This window comes from Stakelama sediminis, assembly GCF_014199335.1.
In the GTDB taxonomy this organism is placed as follows: Bacteria; Pseudomonadota; Alphaproteobacteria; order Sphingomonadales; family Sphingomonadaceae; genus Sphingomonas; species Sphingomonas sediminis.
In genome coordinates, this window is record NZ_JACIJI010000002.1 from 191,855 (window position 1) to 213,245 (window position 21,391).

Sequence of the window (21,391 nt, forward strand, 5' to 3'; positions counted from 1 at the left end):
AACTTCTGATGAACGATATTACCCGGAACGCCATGCCGCGGATCAATGAACCCGCGCCCGACTTCACGGCAAAGACGACCCACGGCATGCGCTCGCTGTCGGATTATCGCGGTAAATGGCTGATCCTCTTCTCACACCCTGCTGACTTTACACCGGTATGCACCACCGAATTCATGGGCTTCGCAAATGCTGCGGATGAATTCGCAGCGCTGAATTGCGACCTGCTGGGGCTGTCGATTGACTCGATCCACTCGCACATCGCCTGGACGCGCACGATCCGGGAGAAATTCGGTGTCGAAATTCCGTTCCCCATCATCGAGGATCTGTCGATGAACGTGGCGACCGCCTATGGCATGATCCATCCTGGTGCGTCCGACACTTCGGCGGTTCGGGCTACCTTCGTGATCGACCCCGAAGGCATTATTCGCGCCATGGTTTATTATCCGATGGCCAATGGTCGTTCGATTGCCGAATTCCTGCGGCTGGTGAAGGCGCTTCAGGCAGCCGATGAGTATAAAATCGCTACGCCTGAAGGCTGGGAACCCGGTCAAGATGTGATCGTACCGCCGCCGGCAACCACCGACGCCGCTGACGCGCGTGAAAAGGAAGGATTCGAATATACCGACTGGTTCTTCAGCAAGCGTAAGCTCTGATCGAAACCCATTTCAAAAAAAACAGGCCATCTCCGGTAACGATGCCGGGGATGGCCTTTTATGTCGTTGAGATTCGAAGGCAAAGACGCCGGCCGCAGGATGCTCAGCCCAGCGTTGAGCGCGCCCAGTTGACGATGGAGCGCTGGTCCATGGCCCCGGACTGGCGCGATATTTCCCTGCCCCCGTGAAACAGGATGAGTGTCGGGATCGAGCGGATGCCATAGCGTGCGGCGATGGCTTGTGCCGATTCCGTATCGACCTTCAACAGGCGGATCTGCGGTTCCAGTTGCGACGCAGCGGCTTCGAAGGCGGGGGCCATCATCCGGCACGGACCGCACCAGGATGCCCAGAAATCGACCAGAATGGGCAGGCTGTCCGTGCCGACAAGCTGATCGAACAGGGTTGCATCGACGGCGACCGGCTTGCCGGTGAACAGCGGTGCCTTGCACCGGCCGCAGGTGGGGTGATCGCCCAGTCGATCAGCGGGGACACGGTTGATTGCGCCACAGGCCGTGCATCGAATGCGGGCGTCGTTCATGCGGCTTTCTCTCCATCCGCGCAAATGTCGCACAGGGAGTCGAAAATACTGCGTACCTGCGGATCGACGATCGAATAGATTCGCGACTGTTTATCCGCTCTGGCCGCGACGGCACCTGCTTCACGCAGCGTTGCCAGATGTTGCGAAACCGCCGACTGGCCAAGCTGGGTAGCCTCGATCAGTTCGCCGACCGAAGCCTCCCCGGCGGAAAGGCGGCACAGGATAAGAAGCCGCGCGCTGTTTGCCATGGCGCGCAGCATATCCGCCATATGGTCGGCATTCTCCCGCATCTTATCCAGTGGCATCATCATCGGCTTCATCCTGTCACTCCCTCATCGGTTTTCCGTCATCGCGCAGCACGACGTAAATCGCCGGGATCACCAGCACCGTCAGCAAGGTCGACGATGCCAGGCCGAACAACAGCGAAATCGCCAGTCCCTGAAAGATCGGATCGGTCAGGATGACCGCGGCGCCGATCATGGCTGCGGCTGCCGTTAACGCAATCGGCTTGAACCGGATCTGACCGGCCTCCAGCAGGGTATTCCGCAACGGCTTGTCCTCGCTTCTGGCATGTCGGATAAAATCCACAAGCAGAATCGAGTTCCGCACGATGATCCCGGCCAGTGCGATAAAGCCGATCATAGATGTCGCGGTGAACGGGGCGCCGAACAGCATATGCCCCAGTACAATCCCGACCAGCGTCAGCGGCACCGGGGTCAGGATCACCAGCGGCAGTTTGAAATTGCCGAACTGTCCGACCACCAGCACATAGATGCCCAGCAGTGCCACCATGAATGCCGCGCCCATATCGCGGAACGTCACCCAGGTGATTTCCCATTCGCCGTCCCACAACAAGGTGGTGTGCTGTTCGTTATCCGGCTGACCGTGCAGGCTGATTTCCGGTTTTTCCAGACCATGCGCCTTCCAGTCGAAATGGTCGATCGCCCGGTCCACCGCCAGCATGCCGTAAATGGGTGCCTCATAGCGCCCGGCCATTTCGGCGGTCACCATCGTCGCGCCCCGGCCATCGCGGCGGAACATTGCCGGGCTACCCTTAGTCATGTCGGCGTTGACGACTTGTCCCAGGTCGATCAGCTTTGGAGTGCCGCCCTTGCTGGTCACAGCAACCGGTGTGGCGGCCAGTGCCTGCGACCATGTGCGTTGCGACTGATCCAGCGTCACCTGAATGGGCAGAGGGTCGCGTCCACCGCCTTGAGGCGCATAGCCGACCGTCTTGTCGCCAAGCAGCGCACCGATGCTGTCATACACCTGTTTTTCGGACAGGCCGTAATAATCCAGCTTGTCGCGATCGGGGATGATACGCAGTTCCGGCTGCGGCAAGCCGAAGCTGTTGTCGACATCGACGATATAGGGGATGCTTTTGAAGATCTTCTCGACCTGTTTGGCGGTTGCGCGCCGAACCGCTTCGTTCGGGCCGTAGATTTCCGCGAGCAGTGTTGCCAGCACCGGCGGTCCCGGCGGGGTTTCGACCACCTTGATCGACCCATCGGCGGGCAGCTTGATCGCCTTCAGCTTCTTGCGCAGTGCAACCGCAATGTCGTGGCTTTCGCGATGCCGCTCGCCCTTGGGCTTCAGCCGCACCATCAGGTCGCCCATCCATGGTTTGTCACGCAGGAAATAGTGGCGAACCAGACCGTTGAAATTGAACGGTGCGGCGGTCCCGGCATAGGCTTCCATCGACACCACTTCGGGAACGGTGCGGGTGATTGCCGCAGCCTGTTGCAGCACGCCAGAGGTCGCTTCCAGGCTGGTGCCTTCCGGCATGTCGACGACCAGCTCGATCTCCGACTTGTTGTCGAAGGGGAGCAGTTTCACCGTCACCAGTTCGAAATAGAACATCGAGCAGGCAACGACCGTCGCCAGACCGACGCCGATCAGGAAGAATTTTGCACTCCGTCGCGTGGCGATCACACGCCGTGCAACGCGAGCATAGATCGCGCCAAGCTTGCCGCCATGATCGTCCTCATGCTCATGTCCGTCGGCCAGCGCGCTGCGTGCGAAGCGTACCATCAGCCAGGGGGCGATGATCACGGCGACGAAGAAGGAGAACACCATCGCTGCCGAAGCGTTGATGGGGATGGGCGCCATATACGGCCCCATCATGCCCGATACGAACAGCATGGGCAGCAGCGCCGCGACCACGGTCAGCGTGGCGATGATCGTCGGATTGCCGACCTCCGCCACCGCGTCGATGGCGGCCGCGCGTCGGCTCCGCCCGTCCTTCATCGCCCAGTGCCGGGCGATATTCTCGATCATGACGATGGCGTCGTCGACCAGAATGCCGATCGAGAAGATCAGCGCGAACAGGCTGACGCGGTTAATGGTGAAGCCCATGATCTTCGATGCGAACATGGTCAGCAGGATCGTCGTCGGAATGACGATGGCAGTAACGCCCGCTTCGCGCCAGCCGATCGCAAAACCGATCAGGATGACGATCGACACCGTCGCCAGCGCGAGGTGGAACAGCAGTTCATTCGCCTTTTCATTGGCGGTTTCGCCGTAGTTGCGGGTCACATCGACGCGAACGGTGTTGGGGATCAGCGATCCCTGTAGCGAATGGACGCGCTCCAGTATCGCATCGGACACATTGACCGCATTGGCTCCCGCTCGTTTGGCGATGGCCAGGCTGACGGCAGGCGCCATGACCCATTTGCCGTTATCGCGCGACCATTGCCAGGCATGAGCCTGATCCTGCGTTGCCCCCTGCGTCACCTGAGCCACGTCGCGCAGATAGACGGGCGCGCCGGTAATCGAGCGCACGATCAGCGACCCCACCTGTTCGGCGGTGGTCAGCGATTTGCCCGCAACGACGGTGGTGGCATCGCCGTTTTCGCGAACCATGCCCGCAGGGAAGGAGCGGTTGGCCTGAGAGGCGGCACCGATCACGCTGTCCAGCGGCACCTGATAGGCGGCGAGTTTCGCCGGATCGGGGGCGATGCGGATCGCTTCCTGCTGCCCCCCGGTGATGAAGGTCAGGCCGACATTGTCCACCTTCGCCACTTCGGTGCGCAGCTTTGTCGCCAGTTCATGCAGCGATTGCTCGTTCCAGTTGCCCGGCGCCCCCGGTTTTGGGGTCAGGGTTAGCACGACGATCGGTACGTCGTTGATGCCGCGGACCGTCACCTTGGGTGGCGGAATGCCCACGGGAATGCGGTCGATATTGGCGTTTAGTTTCTCGTCGATCCGGGTGATCGCGTCTTCAGGGTCGGAACCGACCTCGAACCGCGCCGTCACCATCACACCGTTATCCTGCGCCTGCGTATAGACATGCTCGACGCCGTTGACGCTCTTGACGATGGTTTCGAGCGGCTTGCCGACAAGCTGTACCGCGTCGCTGGCCGAGAGCCCGGGGGCTGCAACCTGAATATCGACCATCGGCACCTTGATCTGCGGCTCTTCCTCGCGCGCAATCGTCATGGTGGCGATCAGGCCGACCAGAATTGCGGCAAGCAGGAACAGGGGCGTTAGCGGCGAATCGATCGTCGCCCGGGTGATGCGGCCCGAAATGCCGAGTTTCATCGGGCAGCCTCTTTGACCAGCGTGTCACCGGCGGAAACGCCCGACAGGATCTCTACCTTGCCCTTTTCGGCGGCCGGAGCGGTCTGCACCGGTACCATGGCGACTTCGCCGTTCCGGCCGCGGACATAGGTGTAATCGAGGCCGTAGCGGGTGATCACATATTGCTGCGGTACCAGCAGCGCCTTGTGCGTGCCGCTTTCGACCTTTGCCGCGATCCGGCGGCCGACGAGTCGATTGTCGATACCCGGCATCTGCGCATCGGCGCGCACCTGCCCGGCGTTGACCGACGGATATACCTTGACCACTGACCCTCGATATTCACGGTTCTGTCCGTCGATATCGGTGGCAATTACCGGCGAGCCGGGATGCACCTGTGTTGCGAGCGATTCAGGTAGTTCCAGACGCAGCACGACCGGGCCGGAGGTGATGGTGGCGATCGACATACCGGGTGACACGGCCGACCCGGCTGGAATATCCGCCCGCAGCACGCGTCCGCTGGACGGGGCGACAATCGCGCCCTGTCCGGCAACGGCATTGACTGCCGATTGCTGTTGCTGTGCGGCATTGACCTGGGCCCGCGCCGCTGCCGCTGCGGTCTGTGCCTGATCCAGACGTGCCTTTGAATAGACGCCGTTCTGATACAGGAATTTGGTGCGATCCAGTTCCGCCTGCGCCTGCGCGGCCTGTGCCTTTGCTGCCGCGGCCTGTGCACCATAGGCACCGCTTTGGTGGCTGAGCTGGGTATCGACGATCCGGCCGATGATCTGTCCCTTACGGACCATGTCGCCGTCCTTCACCGAGAAACTGGTCAGGATACCCGGAATACGGGCCATCGCCTGCGCCTGATCGACGGTCGCGATTTCAGCGCTGACAGATTTCCAGACCGGAGCGTCAACTTCCTGCACCGTATAGGCAGGGCCGGTCGTTTTAACCGTCGGTTGCGCCGATTCCTGCTCACTGCCGCCACATGCCGCCAGCGGCAACAGAGCAGCAAATGCGGCAAAGCGCCACGCCTTCGCTGGCATCCCCCCGTTCCTCCTTATCGTTCGACCGGCATGCCGGCGCGGACCCAGCCGCTGAACCCGCTTGCCAGGTGCGTTTTAACTGCGACTTGTGCCTGCTCGCAGCGGCCCAGCGCATGTGCAGAGCGTCGGCCGCCTGCGCAACTCAGCACCAGCGTCTTGCCTTTGCCATCAGGCAGGCGGGACGGATCGAAGCGGGACAGGGGCATATTGACGGCGCCGGGAATATGGCCACCGGCGAATTCATCGGGTTCGCGCACATCGACCACCAGCGCACCTTTAGCGTCCAGCATATCTTTCAGCTCTGCGGGAGAGAGTTCATTAAAATCGTGTTTTTTACCGAAACCGAACATGGCAGCCTCATCTAAATTAGCCGCTTGCACATATCGTGATATGCTTATATAAGTCAAGTCATATAGACACGCAGGGGATGTCAAATGAGCACACCGCATATCGTCGTTCTTGGCGCCGGGCTTGGCGGAACGATTGCAGCGTATGAAATTCGCGAGGCGCTGGGTAAAAAGGCGCGCATTACCGTAGTAAACAAAGGTGAAGATTACTGGTTTGCTCCATCGAATCCGTGGGTCGCGGTCGGCTGGCGCGAACCCGAGGCATTGCGCGTGCATCTTCCGCCGGTGATGGCCAAGCATGATATTGCATATAGTGGGGTCGGGGGCCGTAAGGTGCATCCCGATGCCAATCAGCTGGAGCTGAATGACGGCACGAAAATCGATTACGATTATCTCGTAATTGCAACGGGGCCTGATCTGGCTTTCGACGAAATTGAAGGGTTCGGCCCTGACCGGCATACCGTTTCGATCTGCGAAACCGGCCATGCCAAGGTCGCCTATGACAAGTTTGAAGAGCTGTGCGCCAACCCCCGGCCCGTCATCGTCGGCGCGGCGCAGGGGGCGTCCTGCTACGGTCCGGCCTATGAAATGGCGATGGTACTCGACACCGAACTCAAGCGTCGCAAGGTTCGCGACAAGGTGCCGATGACCTTCATCACGCCCGAACCTTATATCGGTCACCTCGGCCTTGACGGAGTAGGCGATACCAAGGGTCTGCTCGAAAGCGAGATGCGCGACCGGCATATCAAGTGGATCACCAATGCCAAGGTGAGCAGCGTTGAGGACGGCATGATGCATGTCGAGGAAATCAACGACGACGGTTCGGTCAGGAAAAAGCACGACATGCCTTTCGGCTGGGGCATGCTGATGCCGCCGTTTCGCGGCGTCGAAGCGGTGATGGGCGTGGAAGGCGTGTCCAATCCGCGCGGCTTCATCCTGACTGACAAGCATCAGCGCAATCCGACCTATTCGAATATCTTCGGTCTGGGCGTATGCATCGCCATTCCGCCGACCGGCCCGACGGCGGTACCCGTCGGCGTGCCGAAAACGGGCTTCATGATCGAAAGCATGGTCACGGCCATCGCCCAGAATCTGAAGGAGGTGATCGCGGGCAAGGAGCCGACTCATCAGGCGACCTGGAATGCCATTTGTCTGGCCGATTTCGGTGACGGTGGCGTTGCATTCGTTGCCAAGCCGCAGATCCCGCCCCGCAACACCAACTGGGCATCGGACGGCAAATGGGTGCATCTCGCCAAGATCGGGTTCGAGAAATATTTCCTGCGTAAAATCCGGAAGGGAGAAAGCGAGCCCTTCTATGAGAAGCTCGCGCTTCATGCACTTGGCATCAAGAAGCTGCATTTCAAATAGGGAGTTCGACCGATGAATCTGGATCGTGCCGTATTGGGCTTTGCGGGTGTGGTTGTGCTGGCCAGCGCCATCTTGTCGGTGACCGTCAATCCCTGGTGGATCGCGCTCACCATTTTCGCCGGTCTGAATATGCTTCAGGCCAGCATCACCGGCTTCTGCCCCGCCGCAATGGTGTTTCGTGCCTTCGGCGTCCGTTCGGGTTGTGCTTTTCGCTGAGGTCCGATGAAACGTCTGGCTATCTTATCGTTGGTGCTGGGCGGGGCGGCAATTGCCGTACCCGTCCATGCCCAAAGCCTCGATCAGGTCATTGCGGCAGCGATCGAGCATTCACCGGCTCTTGAAGCTGCCCGTGCGCAGGCGGACGCAGCACAGGCGGGCGTGGATGCCGCGCGTGCGGAGCGTATGCCCAAGCTTTCGGTTGAAGGACAGGTGGGTACCGGGCGCCTTGATCCGAAAGGTTATTTCGGGCTTCAGGCCGCTGACGTCACGCCGCGCAGCGCGCAGGCGACTCTGGAACTGCCGCTTTATGCCGGTGGCCGGATCGGTGCCGGGTTGCGGGAGGCGAAGGGCAATCGCGACGCTGCAAAGGAACAGGTGCGCGGCAGCGAACTGGCGCTTCGGGTATCGGTGGTTCACGCCTATACCAATGCACTCGCGGCCAGGCGGATGATTGTGCGTTATCAGAAACTGAACGCTGCGCTGGATGAGGTGGTGCGTCAGGCGAAGCTCAAATATCAATCGGGTGCCGGGACGAGCACGGAAGTGGCGCAGGCACAGGCGCGGCAGGCGGAAGCCGTGGCCGGACTTGCCGGAGCGAAAGGGCAACTGGCCGTTGCGGAAACGCAACTCGAAGCGCTTGCCGGGGTGCCGGTCACCGTATCCGACATCTTGCCCGGAGCGCCGACATTGCCGCCTTCTGCCGCAGATGCCGCGAGCCGGGCATTGACCGGTAATCCGCAAGTGCTGGCCGCCGAACGCATGGTGAAGGCAGCGTCCGCAGGCGTCGACGCGGCAAAGGCCGAGCGATTGCCGACGGTCGGTGCCTATGCGCAGGCGTCCACGATCCGCGATCAGTTCTTTCCGGGCTATGCCGCCGATAGTGCGGTGGTAGGCGTTCGCGCCAAATGGGAATTGTTCAGTGGTGGTCGCAATGGCGCAAAACAGCGCGGGGCGTCTGCCAAATTGCGGATGGCTGAAGCCAATATGCGGCAGGCACAGTTACAGGTACGACAGCAGGCGGTGGTCGATTTTCAGGCGGTGCAGACGGCGCGCGCTTTACGCGACGCTGCCGAGGCGCGTGTCACTGCGGCCGACAAGGCCCTCACTGGGACACAGTTGGAGGTCAAGGCGGGAGCCAAGACGCAGCTCGACCTGCTCGATGCCGAGCGTGAGGCGATCGAGGCGGAAAGCAACCGGGTGTCGGCAGAGGGCAATCTGCTGGTCGCCGCCTATCGCCTGCGCGCGATTGCCGGAATGGATTGAGGATGCGGGGCGGGCGTACCATTGCTCATGCCCGTATCCCACGGCGATGATCGATGCCGGTTGCCGACCACGCCCTATATGCACTGGCCTGGTTCAGCTTCGGTATCGGCCATAGCTTGCTCGCAGGCGCAACCCGACATCGCGGCACTCTAAAGCGCTTCGGTGGCGCTCATCGCCTCATGTATAATGGCGTTGCTGCGCTACACCTTGCACTCGTGCTGGGATTCGGCTGGTGGTTGCTTCATTTGTTGCCGCCGTTCCACCTGCCTCAAGCAGTGTACTGGGCTCAGAACGTCATGATCGTGATGGGGGCCGGGATAGGGCTGGCGGCGCTGCGCGGATATCGTGCGGGGCCTTTTCTGGGCTTTTCGCAACTGCGCGGTAAAGGCGATGATGACGAACCGTTGAGCGTAACCGGCATCCATCGTCTGATCCGGCATCCGCTCTATACGGCATCCATGTTGATTCTGTGGGGACTGGCGCGCAGCCAGTTCGGTGTCGCGACGGCCATATGGACGACCCTTTATTTCATCATCGGATCACGGGTTGAGGAGGCGCGGCTGACGGTACGCTACGGCGACGCCTATCGAACCTATCGTCGTACCACTCCTGCATTCATTCCTTCGCTGGGCAGAAATCGATGACGATGCAAAGTCATCCTTTGCGTGAACCGGCTTTGGCGGAAATGCATTTGCGTCAGATGCCGCCGCTGACCGTGCCCTGTCGCGTAATGCAGGTGGTTCGTCTGCCCATCCAGGCTGAAAGGGAGGCTGAACGCGAAGCGGTTTCCCATATTGCGCCGGAGCAGCATCTTGATTTGGACGCGCGTCATATATCGGGCGCGGTGAACGGGTGCTTTGCGGCATGGGAACGGCATAGCGAGGCCAGTACGGCGCTGATCGTATTGCCGGGTGGATATGATGCCACGGCCGAGCAGGGGGCGGTCGCCTGGCTGGAAGGTCTGCCGGGCAAGGTTATGCGGGCAACGCGGCTCGATATCGTTGCAGATATGGATGCTGCTGAACCGCTTGTGCAGGCAGCCCGTTTTTCGCCTTTGGAAATGGTTAGCTGCGATATTCGCGGTGGCCATATCTGGTCTGACTTCCGGCTTGGCCCCGATGAGCGGTATGGCCGGACGGTTTTTGCGGCAAGCTCTGCCCATCCATCTGATTTGGGACGGATCGTTCAGCAGCTTCAGGAGCTCGGTAATTATCGAAATCTGGCGTTGATGGGGCTTGCCACGGCGCAGCAACACGGCGCTGAAGTGACGGCTATTGAAACCGAGCTGGCAAGGGCGGTGGCGCGGTTCGGCGATGCGGACGACCGCGCGCTGCTGAATGACCTGACTTCGCTGGCCGGACGGGTGGCGGCGTTGCGAGCTCAAACCGAATATCGGATGAGTGCGACCGCTGCTTATGGCCGGATCGTGCAGGACCGGCTGGGATCGCTGGCACCCAGGAGCGTGCCGGGATATCAGAACCTTGCCGAATTCACCGAACGTCGCCTGCTGCCCGCGCTCAGAACCTGCGAATCCTTTCGTTGTCGGCTGGAGGCGGTTGCTCTGCGCATCGAACAGGCAACGGGCCTGATGCGTACGCGGGTTGATCTTGCCCTGCAGGATCAGAATGCCGCCCTGCTGCAATCGATGGAGCGCAGCGCCGCGCGTCAGTTGCGCCTGCAACATCTGGTCGAAGGGTTATCTGTGCTGGCGCTCAGCTATTATGCGATCGGTCTGGTCGGACATTTGCTGCTGGGCGCGGAGGCTCTCCACTGGTTGCATGTGAGTAGCGAGATCGTCCTGGGCGTGGCGGTCCTGCCGATCCTGCTGATGCTGGGCATGCTTGTCCGCTGGCGCTCGCATGCAGCGTCCGGTCATATCCATACCGATTAAGGCCACCGAGCCGTCAGCGATAGAGCGTGCTTGACTGCTTGGAAAAACTCCTACAAAATGATAGCGCTCACATCAGATGCGCGTGGTTAAAGACGCCGGAACAACCGGCATATCGCTTTTGGGGAGAGGGGAAATGGCAAAGCGTTTCGGACGTCTGTTGGGTACGGTTGGCATCGTCGCGGGTACGGCGATTGCAGGGGTGGCCTACGCTGCCCCCACACCAACGACGGTGCAAGCAGAAATTCACGTTTCTCAATTGCATAAACCCGTATCTCAATATGAATATGGAATGTTCATAGAGCCGATTGGCTCGCTGGTCGCGCGCACGCTATGGGCTGAAATGCTCGATGACCGGAAATTTTATTTCCCGGTCGTGGCGAAGTCGCAGGATACGAAGCCGGAGAAGCGCGACGATAGCGGACCACCGGCAAGGCCATTGCGTAAATGGCGCCCGGTCGGCGATGCATCGGCGGTTACGATGAACGGGCTGCATCCTTATGTCGGTGCACAGGATGTGCAGGTGGCGCTGGACACTGGGCAGTCGCGGGGAATCGAGCAGAGCGGTATCGGCGTTGCCAAGGGCAAGGCCTATACCGGGCATATCATTATCCGCGGGACGCCCGGCGCTGCGGTCGAAGCCACGTTGATCTGGGGTGACGGTGCGAACGATCGTCAGGTGGTCAGACTGCCGGCATTGACGTCCGAATGGCAGACGGTGCCTCTCCATTACACACCCGACGCCGACAGTAACGACGCCCGATTTGAAATCACCGGCACCGGGTCGGGGGATTTCCGTGTCGGCGTGGTGTCGCTGATGCCGGCCGACAATATCGACGGCTGGCGTGCCGATACGGTTGCGATTTTGAAAGGGCTGCATTCCGGATTCTGGCGGCTGCCGGGCGGTAATTTCCTGTCGAACTGGGACTGGCACGAGGCGATCGGGCCGCGTGACAAGCGCCCGCCGATGTTTGACCATGCATGGGGCGCGATGCAGGCCAACGACTTTGGCATGGACGAGTGGCTGGAACTGACGAAGCTGATCGGTGTCCAGCCGTATATCACGGTCAATGCCGGGCTGGGCGATGCCAACTCAGCGGCTGAGGAAGTCGAGTATATCAATGGTCCCGCCAGCAGCTATTGGGGGGCGAAGCGTGCAACGAACGGCCATCCCGCACCCTATGGCGTGAAATTCTGGAACATCGGCAACGAACCCTATGGCTGGTGGCAGATCGGCAAGACGACGCTCGACTATTTCATGCTCAAGCATAATCGCTTCGCCGTCGCGATGCGGGCAGTCGATCCGTCGATTACGCTGATCGGATCAGGAGCGATGCCCGACCAGTTGCACCCGCGCGACGCCAAGGAAAATGCCTCGCTGCAAAGCATCCAGCACAAATTCGGCACCGACGAAGACTGGACCGGCGGTTTGTTGCGGGAGGCATGGGGCAATTTCGACGGACTGAGCGAGCATTGGTACGACCACACCGAAAAGCGCCCGGATGCCCCGCCGGCCGAGGCACTGATGGAATTTGTGCGTTCGCCGTCCAATCAGGTGCGCATGAAGGCCGATGAGTGGAAAATCTATCAGCAGCGTTTTCCGAAGATGAAGGATAAGGACATATTCCTGTCCATCGACGAATATGCTTATATCGGCGCACCGCAGGATCTGAAGCTGTCGCTGGCCTATTCGATGGTGTTGCAGGAAATGCTGCGCCATACCGACTTTTTGCGTATGAGTGCCTTCACCACCGGCGCATCGACAATGGACATTACGCCGACGGCATCGATGCTCAATTCCACCGGCGAAGTATTTAAACTCTATGGCGAACATTTCGGCGCGGGCATGATCCCGGTCGATGTGACGGGCAATTCGCCGCAACCCGACCCCAAATATCCGGTCGGCTATGACCATCCGAAGGTGAAGGCGGGCAGCCCGACCTATCCGCTGGACATGGTTGCGGCGCTCAGCCCGGATCGCAAGACGCTGACCATCGCGGTGGTCAACGCCACCGAGCAGGCACAACCGGTAGCGATCAGGATCGACGGCGCGCGCGCGCACGGGCGCGGCACGGTGTGGCGCCTGACGGGTAAAAGCCTGACCGCCGCCAACAAGGTTGGGTCGCCATCGGGTGTGACGATCCGCAAGGCGAACGTCCCTGCTTTGGGCTCGACGCTGGTCGTTCCGGCAATCTCCACTTCGATCTACGAATTTCCGCTTGTGAGCGGTCATCAAGCCAACTGACGGAAGGGAAACGGGGTATGAAGGTGAAGCGGATTCTGGGCGCGGTGATCGCATCATTACTGCTGTTGCCCACGGCGGCGCTGGCACAGGCGGATACCAACAGCCCGCCACCGGTCGTCGGTGCGCCGACGGTGACCGTCCAGCATATCAAGGTCTATGCACCCTCCATCGCGGGTAATCTGGAGGGGGAATCGGCAAATCGCGATGTGCTGGTGATGCTGCCGCCGGGATATGCCAGCCACCCCGACCGGCATTATCCGGTGGTGTACGCGCTGCATGGTTATTCGATCGGCGCGGAACAGTGGACCAAGGAAATTCATGTGCCGCAAACTATCGAAAATGCCTATGGCAAGGGCGTGAAGGGCATGATTATCGTCCTTCCCGATTCCAAGACGATCTATGGCGGGTCGATGTATTCTGGCGGGTCGACGGTCGGCGACTTCGAAACCTTCATCTATCGCGATCTGGTCCATTATATCGACACGCATTACCGCACGATCCCGAACCGGGAGAGCCGCGGTCTGGTTGGGCATTCAATGGGCGGATACGGTGCCAGCCGGATCGGCATGAAGCATTCCGATGTCTTTGGCGCGCTGTATATCATGAGTCCCTGTTGTATGTCGCCGCGCGCCGTGCAGCATATGGACTCGAAGACCATCGCGGCGCTGGAAGCGGTGAAATCACCCGCTGATGCGGCAAAACTGCCTTTCATGACAAAGGCGATGCTGGCGACGGCGGCGGCATGGTCGCCGGACCCTAAAAATCCGCCGCTCTATCTCGATCTGCCGGTGAAGGACGGGAAGGATCAGCCCGATGTGCTGGCGAAATGGACGGCGAACGCACCTTTGGCCTTTGTCGATCAGTATATCGGCAATCTACGCCAGTATCGCGCGATTGCCATCGATGTCGGCGATCAGGACGGACTGCGGTTCGATGCGCGGAAGTTGCACGATATCCTTGACAGTTACGGGATCAAAAACAGCTTCGAGATTTATCCCGGCACGCATGTCAGCAACGTCGCCTATCGGTTTCAGGATCATGTTCTGCCGTTCTTCAGCAAAAATCTGAAATTCGAAGGACAGAAATGAAGAAGTGGATATCCCGGCAGTACGCAGCCGGACTGGCGATAGCGGCAATCAGTGTCGCCGGAATGGCTCCGGCAGCGGCAATCGCCGGACCGCTTTCGCCGACCGGGCGGTGGACGGCCAACGCGCAAGGCAATGCACCGGTGCCGCCGATGGGCTGGAGTTCATGGAACGCGTTCAACAGCGATATAGACGAGCAGAAGATTCTCGGCAATGCGAAGGTGCTGGTCGATAGCGGCCTGTCCCGGCTCGGCTATCGCTATGTCGATATTGATGACGGCTGGTGGCTGAAACGACGCCAGCCCGACGGTCGTATGGTTATTCGCACCAGCAGTTTCCCGTCCGCCCGACTGCCGGGCAAGGATAACAGCAGTTTTCGTCCCCTTACCGACCGGCTTCACGCCATGGGTCTGAAGGCCGGTATCTATTCCGATATCGGCCGCAATTCGTGCGGACAGATTTACACCTCTAACTTCGCCAACCAGCCCGAAGGGACGCAGGCCGAGCGTGAAGTAGGCCTGTACGGTCATGTCGCACAGGATATCAGCCTGTATTTCAAGGAATGGGGTTTTGACCTGATCAAGGTTGACGGATGCGGCATTCGCGGCCTGGCGGCGGACACGCCGCTGGTCCGTTCCGGCAGATATCGGGCGTTGAAACCGCTGGTTGACATGGACTCGCTGGGGCGCACCGATATTCCGGCGGTGCGCGCCCTGTATCAGCAGGTCGCCGACGCGCTGGCGCGCGACAATCCTGATCATGACTATGTGTATTCGATCTGCCTTTGGGGGTCGGCCAATGTTCGCGAATGGGCAAAGGATGTCGGCAATATCTCGCGAACGAGCGACGATATTTCGCCAAGCTGGTCCCGTATGCTGTCCAATCTAGATTCGGTTTCCACCCGCGCCCTTTATGCTGAACCGGGGACGTGGAACGACCCCGATATGCTGTATATCGGCAGCGGTGATTTTGATGCCGATCATCTGACCGAGGCGCGTTCGCATTTCGCACTGTGGGCGATGATGGATGCGCCGCTGATGATCGGCATGGATATGCGGAAAGTGTCGCCCGCGCTGATGGCGATACTGGGCAATGCCGATATCGTCGCGCTCGATCAGGATCCTGCCGGGAATCAGGCGGTGCCCGCCTTTATGTCCGGGGACATCCAGACGTTCGTGAAGACGCTGAACACCGGTGAAAAGGCCGTGGCGATCTTCAATCGCAGCCTGAATCCGCGCAAGGTGACATTGACGGCGGAGCAGTTGAAATACCGTCCGGATGCGGATGTTGTCCTGACCGATTTATGGTCAAAGGCGAAGACTCATTTTCGCGGGCAGACAAGCTTCCGGATCAAGCCGCATCAGACGCTGATTTTTACGGCAAAGGGTACAAGGCGCTTGCCGAACGGTCTGTATCTGTCCGAGCAGCCGGGGATGGTGAATCCGGCAGTCGATGGGGTGACGGTCCCGACGCCCGACCCGACGATCCACCGATCGGTGCCCGGCTGGGCGAGTACCACGGGCACAGGCGTCTATCCGCAATATGGCGGTTGGGGCGGCGCTCAGGCCGATCGTGCTCCCTATGGCCAGTCGCTCAGTATCGCCGGTCATGCCTATGATACCGGGATCGGTATTCTCGCCAATTCACGCATGGAGGTGCGCAACAACGGCTTTACGCAGTTTGTTGCGTCGGTCGGGGTCGATGATTCCGCGTTGCCTACCGACAGTCCTGTGGTGTTCGAAGTCTATGGCGACGGCAAGCTGCTCGCGCAGTCGCAGCCGAAGCATTTCGGGGAAGCACCCGACCGGCTGAAGGCTGATGTGCGTGGGGTTTCGATCGTCGAACTGGTAGCGCGAGCAACCGGGAAATCGCCTGCACCGGAACCAATCGCCTGGGCGAATGCGAGGCTGATCCACTGAACAGCCGATGGAATAGGGAGCGGCGCGATGAAATGGCGGTATGTGACGGCACAGGCATCGACGGTTTTTGCTTTGCCCGTTTCGGCGCAGCCCCTGCTGCACCCGATGTTTCAGGACCATGCCGTGCTTCAGCGCGATGTCGCGCTTACGATCTATGGCTCGGCTGCTCCCTACAGCCGGGTAACGGCGTCAATTGTCGGGGAAACGGGGCAGGCGACTGCCGATCCGGTGCAATGAGTGCCGACCTCTCCCAAAAACCGCCGGGGATTTGTCGGCGAGTTGCCATTTCTTCGCGTGCGACCTGAGGCAACATACCCTTGTCACGGTGGGATGGTGGCCGCGACATGGGGGTAGGGGCACATCAGGGTCGCATGATGCAAATCACGCCATTCCGACCGGTGTCCTGCATGCCGTGCCGAATACCATGTCGCCAATATCCTCAGCCCGTTCGACATTATTATCGGGAAATAACGATAAGCGATCAGGCGTGAATCAGACCGGTTGCAGGCCGTGTTCGTGAATTTTGCGGATCAGGTCGCGATGGCGGGGAAGGCCGCCGCGCATCCGTTCGGTCTGGGTCGCGTTCTCCCGCATGGCCCGTTCCGCCATGGCTGAATCGGCGGCAATGGCCTCCGGTTCGATCTCGGTTTTGAAGTTCATCCCGTACAGAACATATTGATAGCTGGCGGACGGAAACACCTCCTCCACGCGATCGAATTCGTCGTGAAACCAGGGCGATTGATATTTCCAGAGCAGCAACAGCTCCTGCAACCGGTCAGGGATGGTTTCGGGCAGGACATTGTCCCGCCAGAAGGCGCTGTCCGTGCGTTTGGTCAGGACATAGTGCAGCTTCAGAAAATCGATGATCCGCCCCCAGCGATAGTCGGTGGTGGCGTTAAAGCGCGATGCAACGATGTCCATCACTTCGCGACAGGCGGGCATTTGCTCGGCAATCAGCTTTGCCGACAATTCGATCAGCACGATTGCCGAGGCTTCGAGCGGTTCGAGGAATCCGGCGGCCAGCCCGACCGCTACGCAATTGCGCTTCCAGAAGGTTTCTCGATGGCCAGCGCGGATGCCGATCTTGCGCACCGGCAAATCCTTGCCCGCCGGGCCCAGATAGGCGCGCAGTTCCCGCTCCGCATCCTCGTCCGAAATATGGCTGCTGGAATAGACATGGCCGATCCCGCGCCGGGTGGGCAGGCCGATGTCCCAGATCCAGCCAGCAGATTGTGCGGTCGAAATCGTTTGCGACGCAATCGGGCTGGTTTCGCTTTCATAGGGAAGCTGCACCGCCAGCGCCGTGTCGCAGAACAGCACGTCGCTACAGTCGCGGAACGGGACATTCAGTGCTTCGCCGAGCAGCAGCGACCGGAATCCGGTACAGTCGATGAACAGATCGCCCGCAACCTCTCCGGCCTGTTCGGTCGTGATGCTGCGGATATCACCGTCTTCGGCGAGATTGACCTGCTGCATATCCGCAAGCACATGCCGCACGCCCAGTTTGTCGCAGCAATGCCGCTGTAGGAAGGCGCCGAGCTTCCCCGCGTCGAGATGATAGGCGTAATTGGCAACCGCGTCATATTCGGGCGTGGCGATAGTTTTCGGGGCAAGCCCGTCGTCGCAAATGCGTCCCTGCGGAGAAACGGCGTCGCAAAAGCTGCGATTGTCCCCGGTTGCAAGCCAGTGCGGGGCCAGATTGATACGCGCGAAACTCTGCGGCAGCATCAGCGGGTGATAATAGGCGTCGTTGTCGGCGCCCGTGGTCCAGCGCGCGAATTTGGCACCCTGTTTGAAGGCGGCGTCGCATTCGCGAAAAAAGTCGGTTTCGGAAACGCCGATCTTCGCCAGCGTCGAGCGTAAGGTCGGCCAGGTGCCTTCGCCTACACCGACGGTCGGAGTATTCGCGGATTCGACCAGTGTGACGGTAAACCCTTTCGCCATGCGACCGCGATGTTTCGCCGCGATCAGCCCGGCAGTCAGCCATCCGGCGGTTCCCCCGCCGACGATAACGATGTTTCGTATCGCGCGCATATTCACACTTCGCCAAAAAAGCGCCGGGGGGTCAACCGAAAGACGCCCCCGGCCCAGGGAGGATCAGAAGTGGAAACGGACACCGGCGGTAAAGCGCCGACCGTAATTATAGACGTCCAGAAGCTGGTTGCTGAACCGGCCATGCGTGCTCTGAACCTGATCAGTCACGTTCGTGATTTCACCGAACACACTGATATGATCGTTGAAATCATAACTGCTGCTCAGGTCCAGTTGCAGGCTGGGGTCGACATAAGTCGGTTCAGAACCGAACAGTCCCGTATTCTGAACCTGACCGAACTGGAGCAGATATTTAGCACGATAGTTCAGCGCAGCACGGAACTGGAAGCCATGCTTTTCATAAAAGCCGACAAAGTTTGCCGAGTTGGCCAGCCCGGTTACCGCAAAGCCGCTGAGAGAAATATCCTTCGGATCGTAAGGCTTGTTGGTGGTGACGAAGGTGGCGTTGGCATTAAAGCCAAAGCCGCTCTGACCGAATACATGTTGCCATGCAAGTTCGACACCCTTTACCGTTGCGTCCGGACCGTTGACCTGTTGCGTTACCGCAAAGACGGCTTTTTGGCCCGTGGTCGGATCGATGACATCATTGATCGTCTGGTTCTGCGTGCCACCGACAATGAAGTTCGACACGTTTTTGATGAAGAAGTCGACCGATGCGTAGGAGTTGGACTGGTAATACCATTCCGCTGCAAAGTCGAAGTTATCAGAGAGATAGGGTTTGAGCGAGGGGTTGCCGCCCGAAGCGGACAGCGCGCCAATGCGTTGTCCGGTTCCAACCGAGAGAACCGGTGAAAGAACGCTAAGGCTGGGTCTTGTAAGCGTCCTTGATGCATCGAAGCGGAGATGGAATTTATCCGTCAGTTCCAGCTTCATATCAATGCTTGGCAACAGATAGGAATAGCTGCTCTTGGTGGTTATGGGTTGCGTAGCGGACGGAACAATCGTCAGCAGCGTTGGGTCAGCCTGGCTGGTGAGGATTTGCACCGGCACCTGGCCCAGACCGCTTGACGAGATATTCGTGCTTTCTTCACGAATACCGGCATTGAAATTAAACGGCATTCCAGCAATTTCAGTCTTGAAATCGGCCCGCATGAAAAGCGACCAAGTCTTTTCAGTAATGTCACGAATGCTGCTGGGATCGAGTGCCAGATCAAACGTACCCGTGAAGGTATTTCCGACAGTTGTTCCCGAATAATTGAAGCCAGGAATGTTCATGGCCTGTGGATTTCCGAGGCTGCTTAGATAGGCCTGATATTGCGCAGGGCTGATGCGCAGCAACACTGGTGGCAATGCTCCGGAGTATCCAGGAATGAAATTATCCGTGCTGATGGTGCCCTGGAACAGGTCCCCCGGAAGCGCAACACCGCCTGCGCTACCGGAAGCCGGCCCGTAGCCAGCATATGCCTGCCAGAAATTGTTGACGAAGGTATTGCGCTGCGATTGTTTGAAATGGTCGTCCACATATTGACCGCCAAACTTCAATTGGAAATCGTCCTGTTTCCATGTCCCAATCAGGTGGAACTGCTTGAGTGAATCGCTGTTCTGCTGAGCTTGGCGAACGGTGACATGGGAGCCGATAAGAGATGTGTCAGCCCACTGATCTGCATTTCCGCCCGGACCATAGCCATGCAATTCTGGGAGAGAGTTTCTGCTATCTCCATTAATGGTAATGCCCATCGTCGGTGCCAGGGAGCCCCCGTAACCGACATCTGCGTCATCGGCAGTCGGTTCGCCGTTGGGATTCTGCGTACTCCGCGCATAGCTGGCGTCGGCATTGAAGCTAAGGTTGTCGTTGACATCCCATTTCAGGTTCAAACCAACCTGATTGGTTTCCCGAATCTGCGTGGACGTTTCCGCAGTAAAGTCGGTCTGGGTATTGGCCTGCGTGAAATCGGTAATTGTGCCGTTGCTGTCCTGAACGATGTTCCGGAAGTTGCCCTGATTAAACCAGATGCCAAATCCTACGTTATTCCGCAACAGTTTCTGGCGGGAGTAATTGTCGTCAAGGGTCACCATGACCGATTCGGAAGGATGCCATTGCAGTGCCAGACGACCGTCGACGCGCTCATCCTTACTATAGATCTGTTGCGCGCCATATTGTTGTTCAAACCATCCGACGATGGATTTGGCGTTATTGGGGTCTACCCCTGGTCCAGCATCTTGCGGGTTACAAACGGTGGCTGTCGTGCCAGCCATTTGACAGGGGGCGAATTTGTTGCCCGGCCAGCCATGCACATAGACATTGTTCGTCTGCGTATCGCGGCGAGTGTAGATCACATCTGCCAGGACACCCAACGTGTCATTGGCAAATGTATCACTTACGAGCGCGCCAATTGTAGGCGTAATTTTTCCGGAAGCGTCCTGAATATTTCCCGACGCTGTAGCCGCAGCACGGAATCCTGGATGGTCGAACGGCTTGGGAAACTCTATATTGATGGTCGCGCCGATCGAATTGCTCGACAATGTCACATCTGGCGTCTTCAAAACGGTGAGGTTTCCGATAAAGTCTGCACCCACTGTGCTGAAATCGACAGACCTGCCACCGGCGGCCGTCGAAATGCGGCGACCGTCATACAACGTCGTATTGAAGTCTCCGCCGAAACCGCGAACCGTGATGCCGGTGGCATCGCCACGGGTACCATCACGCTGAATAGAAATGCCGGGCAAGCGCTGCATTGCGGCCGCGACGTTCGAGTCCGGAAATTTGCCGATATCTTCCGACGAGATCATGTCGATCACACCAGGGGCATCCCGTTTGGCGTCCAGATTGCGCTGCAGCGATCCGATAATGCCGGTCACAACGATGTCGGGCGTGCCCGTCGTCGTTGCTGCTTGTTGCGATTTCTTCGGCAGGGTCGAGTTCTGGTCATCCGTTGTCGGCGTTGCGGCATTCTGACCGGCATCGACTGTGGCGGCGTCTTTAGCGGCGAGCGGTGCTGCCGCGACCGGGCTGGCTGCTACGCACAGGGCCACCAGGCTGGTGGCACCGGCAAGCAGCATCTTGCTGCGCCCGGCGAAACGCTCGGACATACAGTCATGATTATTGATGGTATCGTTAATCATACCCCCTCCTTTCATAAACGCCCCCCCCGAATTTTCCGGGAGTAGCATGGTTTTCGACCCATTCCCTGAGATGAAACCGTTCTTTTACGACGTTTTTGACGTCGCCTGACAGTTGCATATCGCGCTTATTACGATTTAGGTCGGAAGCAGCCATAGCCGACAAAGGTAGCGCTATCAACCATTTTT

The 21,391-nt window shown here is 59.3% G+C and carries 17 protein-coding genes; 10 read left to right on the forward strand and 7 right to left on the reverse strand.

Annotation, left to right across the window (positions count from 1 at the left end; translation table 11 throughout):
- Positions 1-8 precede the first annotated feature (8 nt).
- Positions 9-653 (forward strand): peroxiredoxin, encoded by a 645-nt coding sequence (locus FHR23_RS07550; protein ID WP_184002524.1) that lies wholly within the window; start codon positions 9-11, stop codon positions 651-653.
- A 103-nt stretch (positions 654-756) separates the two neighbouring features.
- Here FHR23_RS07550 and trxC read toward each other — a convergent pair whose 3' ends face one another.
- The 5 genes from trxC to FHR23_RS07575 are packed head-to-tail and all read right to left on the reverse strand — an operon-like array spanning position 757 to position 6,106.
- Positions 757-1,191: a thioredoxin TrxC gene (gene trxC, locus FHR23_RS07555; RefSeq protein ID WP_184002527.1), complete on the reverse strand. Its 435-nt coding sequence runs from the start codon at positions 1,189-1,191 to the stop codon at positions 757-759.
- Entirely contained in the window at positions 1,188-1,502 is a 315-nt protein-coding gene (locus FHR23_RS07560; protein ID WP_246359767.1) for an ArsR/SmtB family transcription factor, read from the reverse strand. The genes trxC and FHR23_RS07560 overlap by 4 nt, the downstream gene beginning before the upstream one ends.
- A 13-nt stretch (positions 1,503-1,515) precedes the next feature.
- A complete protein-coding gene (locus FHR23_RS07565) occupies positions 1,516-4,731 on the reverse strand; it encodes an efflux RND transporter permease subunit (RefSeq protein ID WP_184002531.1) in 3,216 nt (1,071 codons plus the stop codon).
- Positions 4,728-5,756 carry an efflux RND transporter periplasmic adaptor subunit gene (locus tag FHR23_RS07570; RefSeq protein ID WP_184002533.1) on the reverse strand — a complete coding sequence of 343 codons (1,029 nt, stop codon included), beginning with the start codon at positions 5,754-5,756 and terminating at the stop codon, positions 4,728-4,730. Before FHR23_RS07570 ends, FHR23_RS07565 begins: the two co-directional genes overlap by 4 nt.
- A 14-nt stretch (positions 5,757-5,770) precedes the next feature.
- Positions 5,771-6,106, reverse strand: a complete 336-nt coding sequence (locus FHR23_RS07575) for a rhodanese-like domain-containing protein (RefSeq protein ID WP_184002535.1) — start codon at positions 6,104-6,106, stop codon at positions 5,771-5,773.
- An 84-nt stretch (positions 6,107-6,190) separates the two neighbouring features.
- On the opposite strand from FHR23_RS07575, the gene FHR23_RS07580 reads away from it, so the two are divergent.
- The 9 genes from FHR23_RS07580 to FHR23_RS07620 all read left to right on the forward strand — a co-directional run bounded on the left by FHR23_RS07580 (position 6,191) and on the right by FHR23_RS07620 (position 16,327).
- Positions 6,191-7,471, forward strand: a complete 1,281-nt coding sequence (locus tag FHR23_RS07580; protein ID WP_184002536.1) for an NAD(P)/FAD-dependent oxidoreductase — start codon at positions 6,191-6,193, stop codon at positions 7,469-7,471.
- A 12-nt stretch (positions 7,472-7,483) separates the two neighbouring features.
- Positions 7,484-7,687 carry a YgaP family membrane protein gene (locus tag FHR23_RS07585; protein WP_184002538.1) on the forward strand — a complete coding sequence of 68 codons (204 nt, stop codon included), beginning with the start codon at positions 7,484-7,486 and terminating at the stop codon, positions 7,685-7,687.
- A 6-nt stretch (positions 7,688-7,693) separates the two neighbouring features.
- The gene (locus FHR23_RS07590) at positions 7,694-8,953 is read left to right on the forward strand and encodes a TolC family protein (RefSeq protein WP_184002540.1); all 1,260 of its coding nucleotides are present in this window, start codon (positions 7,694-7,696) and stop codon (positions 8,951-8,953) included.
- A gap of 53 nt (positions 8,954-9,006) precedes the next feature.
- A complete protein-coding gene (locus FHR23_RS07595) occupies positions 9,007-9,597 on the forward strand; it encodes a methyltransferase family protein (RefSeq protein ID WP_184002542.1) in 591 nt (196 codons plus the stop codon).
- Complete coding sequence (locus tag FHR23_RS07600) at positions 9,594-10,844, forward strand: DUF3422 domain-containing protein (protein WP_184002545.1); 1,251 nt, start codon at positions 9,594-9,596, stop codon at positions 10,842-10,844. Before FHR23_RS07595 ends, FHR23_RS07600 begins: the two co-directional genes overlap by 4 nt.
- Positions 10,845-11,133: 289 nt before the next feature.
- Positions 11,134-13,086: an alpha-L-arabinofuranosidase C-terminal domain-containing protein gene (locus tag FHR23_RS07605; RefSeq protein WP_184003218.1), complete on the forward strand. Its 1,953-nt coding sequence runs from the start codon at positions 11,134-11,136 to the stop codon at positions 13,084-13,086.
- 17 nt (positions 13,087-13,103) lie between these two features.
- The gene (locus tag FHR23_RS07610) at positions 13,104-14,174 is read left to right on the forward strand and encodes an alpha/beta hydrolase (protein ID WP_184002547.1); all 1,071 of its coding nucleotides are present in this window, start codon (positions 13,104-13,106) and stop codon (positions 14,172-14,174) included.
- Positions 14,171-16,090, forward strand: coding sequence for an NPCBM/NEW2 domain-containing protein (locus FHR23_RS07615; protein ID WP_184002549.1), 1,920 nt, complete (start codon positions 14,171-14,173; stop codon positions 16,088-16,090). Before FHR23_RS07610 ends, FHR23_RS07615 begins: the two co-directional genes overlap by 4 nt.
- Before the next feature lie 27 nt (positions 16,091-16,117).
- Complete coding sequence (locus tag FHR23_RS07620) at positions 16,118-16,327, forward strand: hypothetical protein (RefSeq protein ID WP_184002551.1); 210 nt, start codon at positions 16,118-16,120, stop codon at positions 16,325-16,327.
- A gap of 255 nt (positions 16,328-16,582) precedes the next feature.
- On the opposite strand, the gene FHR23_RS07625 is transcribed toward FHR23_RS07620, so the two are convergent.
- A complete protein-coding gene (locus FHR23_RS07625) occupies positions 16,583-18,124 on the reverse strand; it encodes a tryptophan halogenase family protein (RefSeq protein ID WP_184002553.1) in 1,542 nt (513 codons plus the stop codon).
- Positions 18,125-18,187: 63 nt separating this feature from the next.
- Positions 18,188-21,205 carry a TonB-dependent receptor gene (locus FHR23_RS07630; RefSeq protein ID WP_246359768.1) on the reverse strand — a complete coding sequence of 1,006 codons (3,018 nt, stop codon included), beginning with the start codon at positions 21,203-21,205 and terminating at the stop codon, positions 18,188-18,190.
- Positions 21,206-21,391 lie beyond the last annotated feature (186 nt).

Excerpts from the sequence above, each read along its gene's own strand:
- FHR23_RS07575 (WP_184002535.1), bottom strand. The coding sequence starts at position 6,106 with ATGTTCGGTTTCGGTAAAAAACACGATTTTAATGAACTCTCTCCCGCA.
- FHR23_RS07565 (WP_184002531.1), bottom strand. The coding sequence starts at position 4,731 with ATGAAACTCGGCATTTCGGGCCGCATCACCCGGGCGACGATCGATTCG.
- FHR23_RS07610 (WP_184002547.1), top strand. The coding sequence starts at position 13,104 with ATGAAGGTGAAGCGGATTCTGGGCGCGGTGATCGCATCATTACTGCTG.
- FHR23_RS07550 (WP_184002524.1), top strand. The coding sequence starts at position 9 with ATGAACGATATTACCCGGAACGCCATGCCGCGGATCAATGAACCCGCG.
- FHR23_RS07620 (WP_184002551.1), top strand. The coding sequence starts at position 16,118 with ATGAAATGGCGGTATGTGACGGCACAGGCATCGACGGTTTTTGCTTTG.
- FHR23_RS07590 (WP_184002540.1), top strand. The coding sequence starts at position 7,694 with ATGAAACGTCTGGCTATCTTATCGTTGGTGCTGGGCGGGGCGGCAATT.
- FHR23_RS07595 (WP_184002542.1), top strand. The coding sequence starts at position 9,007 with ATGCCGGTTGCCGACCACGCCCTATATGCACTGGCCTGGTTCAGCTTC.
- FHR23_RS07560 (WP_246359767.1), bottom strand. The coding sequence starts at position 1,502 with ATGATGATGCCACTGGATAAGATGCGGGAGAATGCCGACCATATGGCG.
- FHR23_RS07625 (WP_184002553.1), bottom strand. The coding sequence starts at position 18,124 with ATGCGCGCGATACGAAACATCGTTATCGTCGGCGGGGGAACCGCCGGA.
- FHR23_RS07570 (WP_184002533.1), bottom strand. The coding sequence starts at position 5,756 with ATGCCAGCGAAGGCGTGGCGCTTTGCCGCATTTGCTGCTCTGTTGCCG.
- trxC (WP_184002527.1), bottom strand. The coding sequence starts at position 1,191 with ATGAACGACGCCCGCATTCGATGCACGGCCTGTGGCGCAATCAACCGT.
- FHR23_RS07615 (WP_184002549.1), top strand. The coding sequence starts at position 14,171 with ATGAAGAAGTGGATATCCCGGCAGTACGCAGCCGGACTGGCGATAGCG.
- FHR23_RS07605 (WP_184003218.1), top strand. The coding sequence starts at position 11,134 with ATGTTCATAGAGCCGATTGGCTCGCTGGTCGCGCGCACGCTATGGGCT.
- FHR23_RS07630 (WP_246359768.1), bottom strand. The coding sequence starts at position 21,205 with ATGATTAACGATACCATCAATAATCATGACTGTATGTCCGAGCGTTTC.
- FHR23_RS07600 (WP_184002545.1), top strand. The coding sequence starts at position 9,594 with ATGACGATGCAAAGTCATCCTTTGCGTGAACCGGCTTTGGCGGAAATG.
- FHR23_RS07580 (WP_184002536.1), top strand. The coding sequence starts at position 6,191 with ATGAGCACACCGCATATCGTCGTTCTTGGCGCCGGGCTTGGCGGAACG.
- FHR23_RS07585 (WP_184002538.1), top strand. The coding sequence starts at position 7,484 with ATGAATCTGGATCGTGCCGTATTGGGCTTTGCGGGTGTGGTTGTGCTG.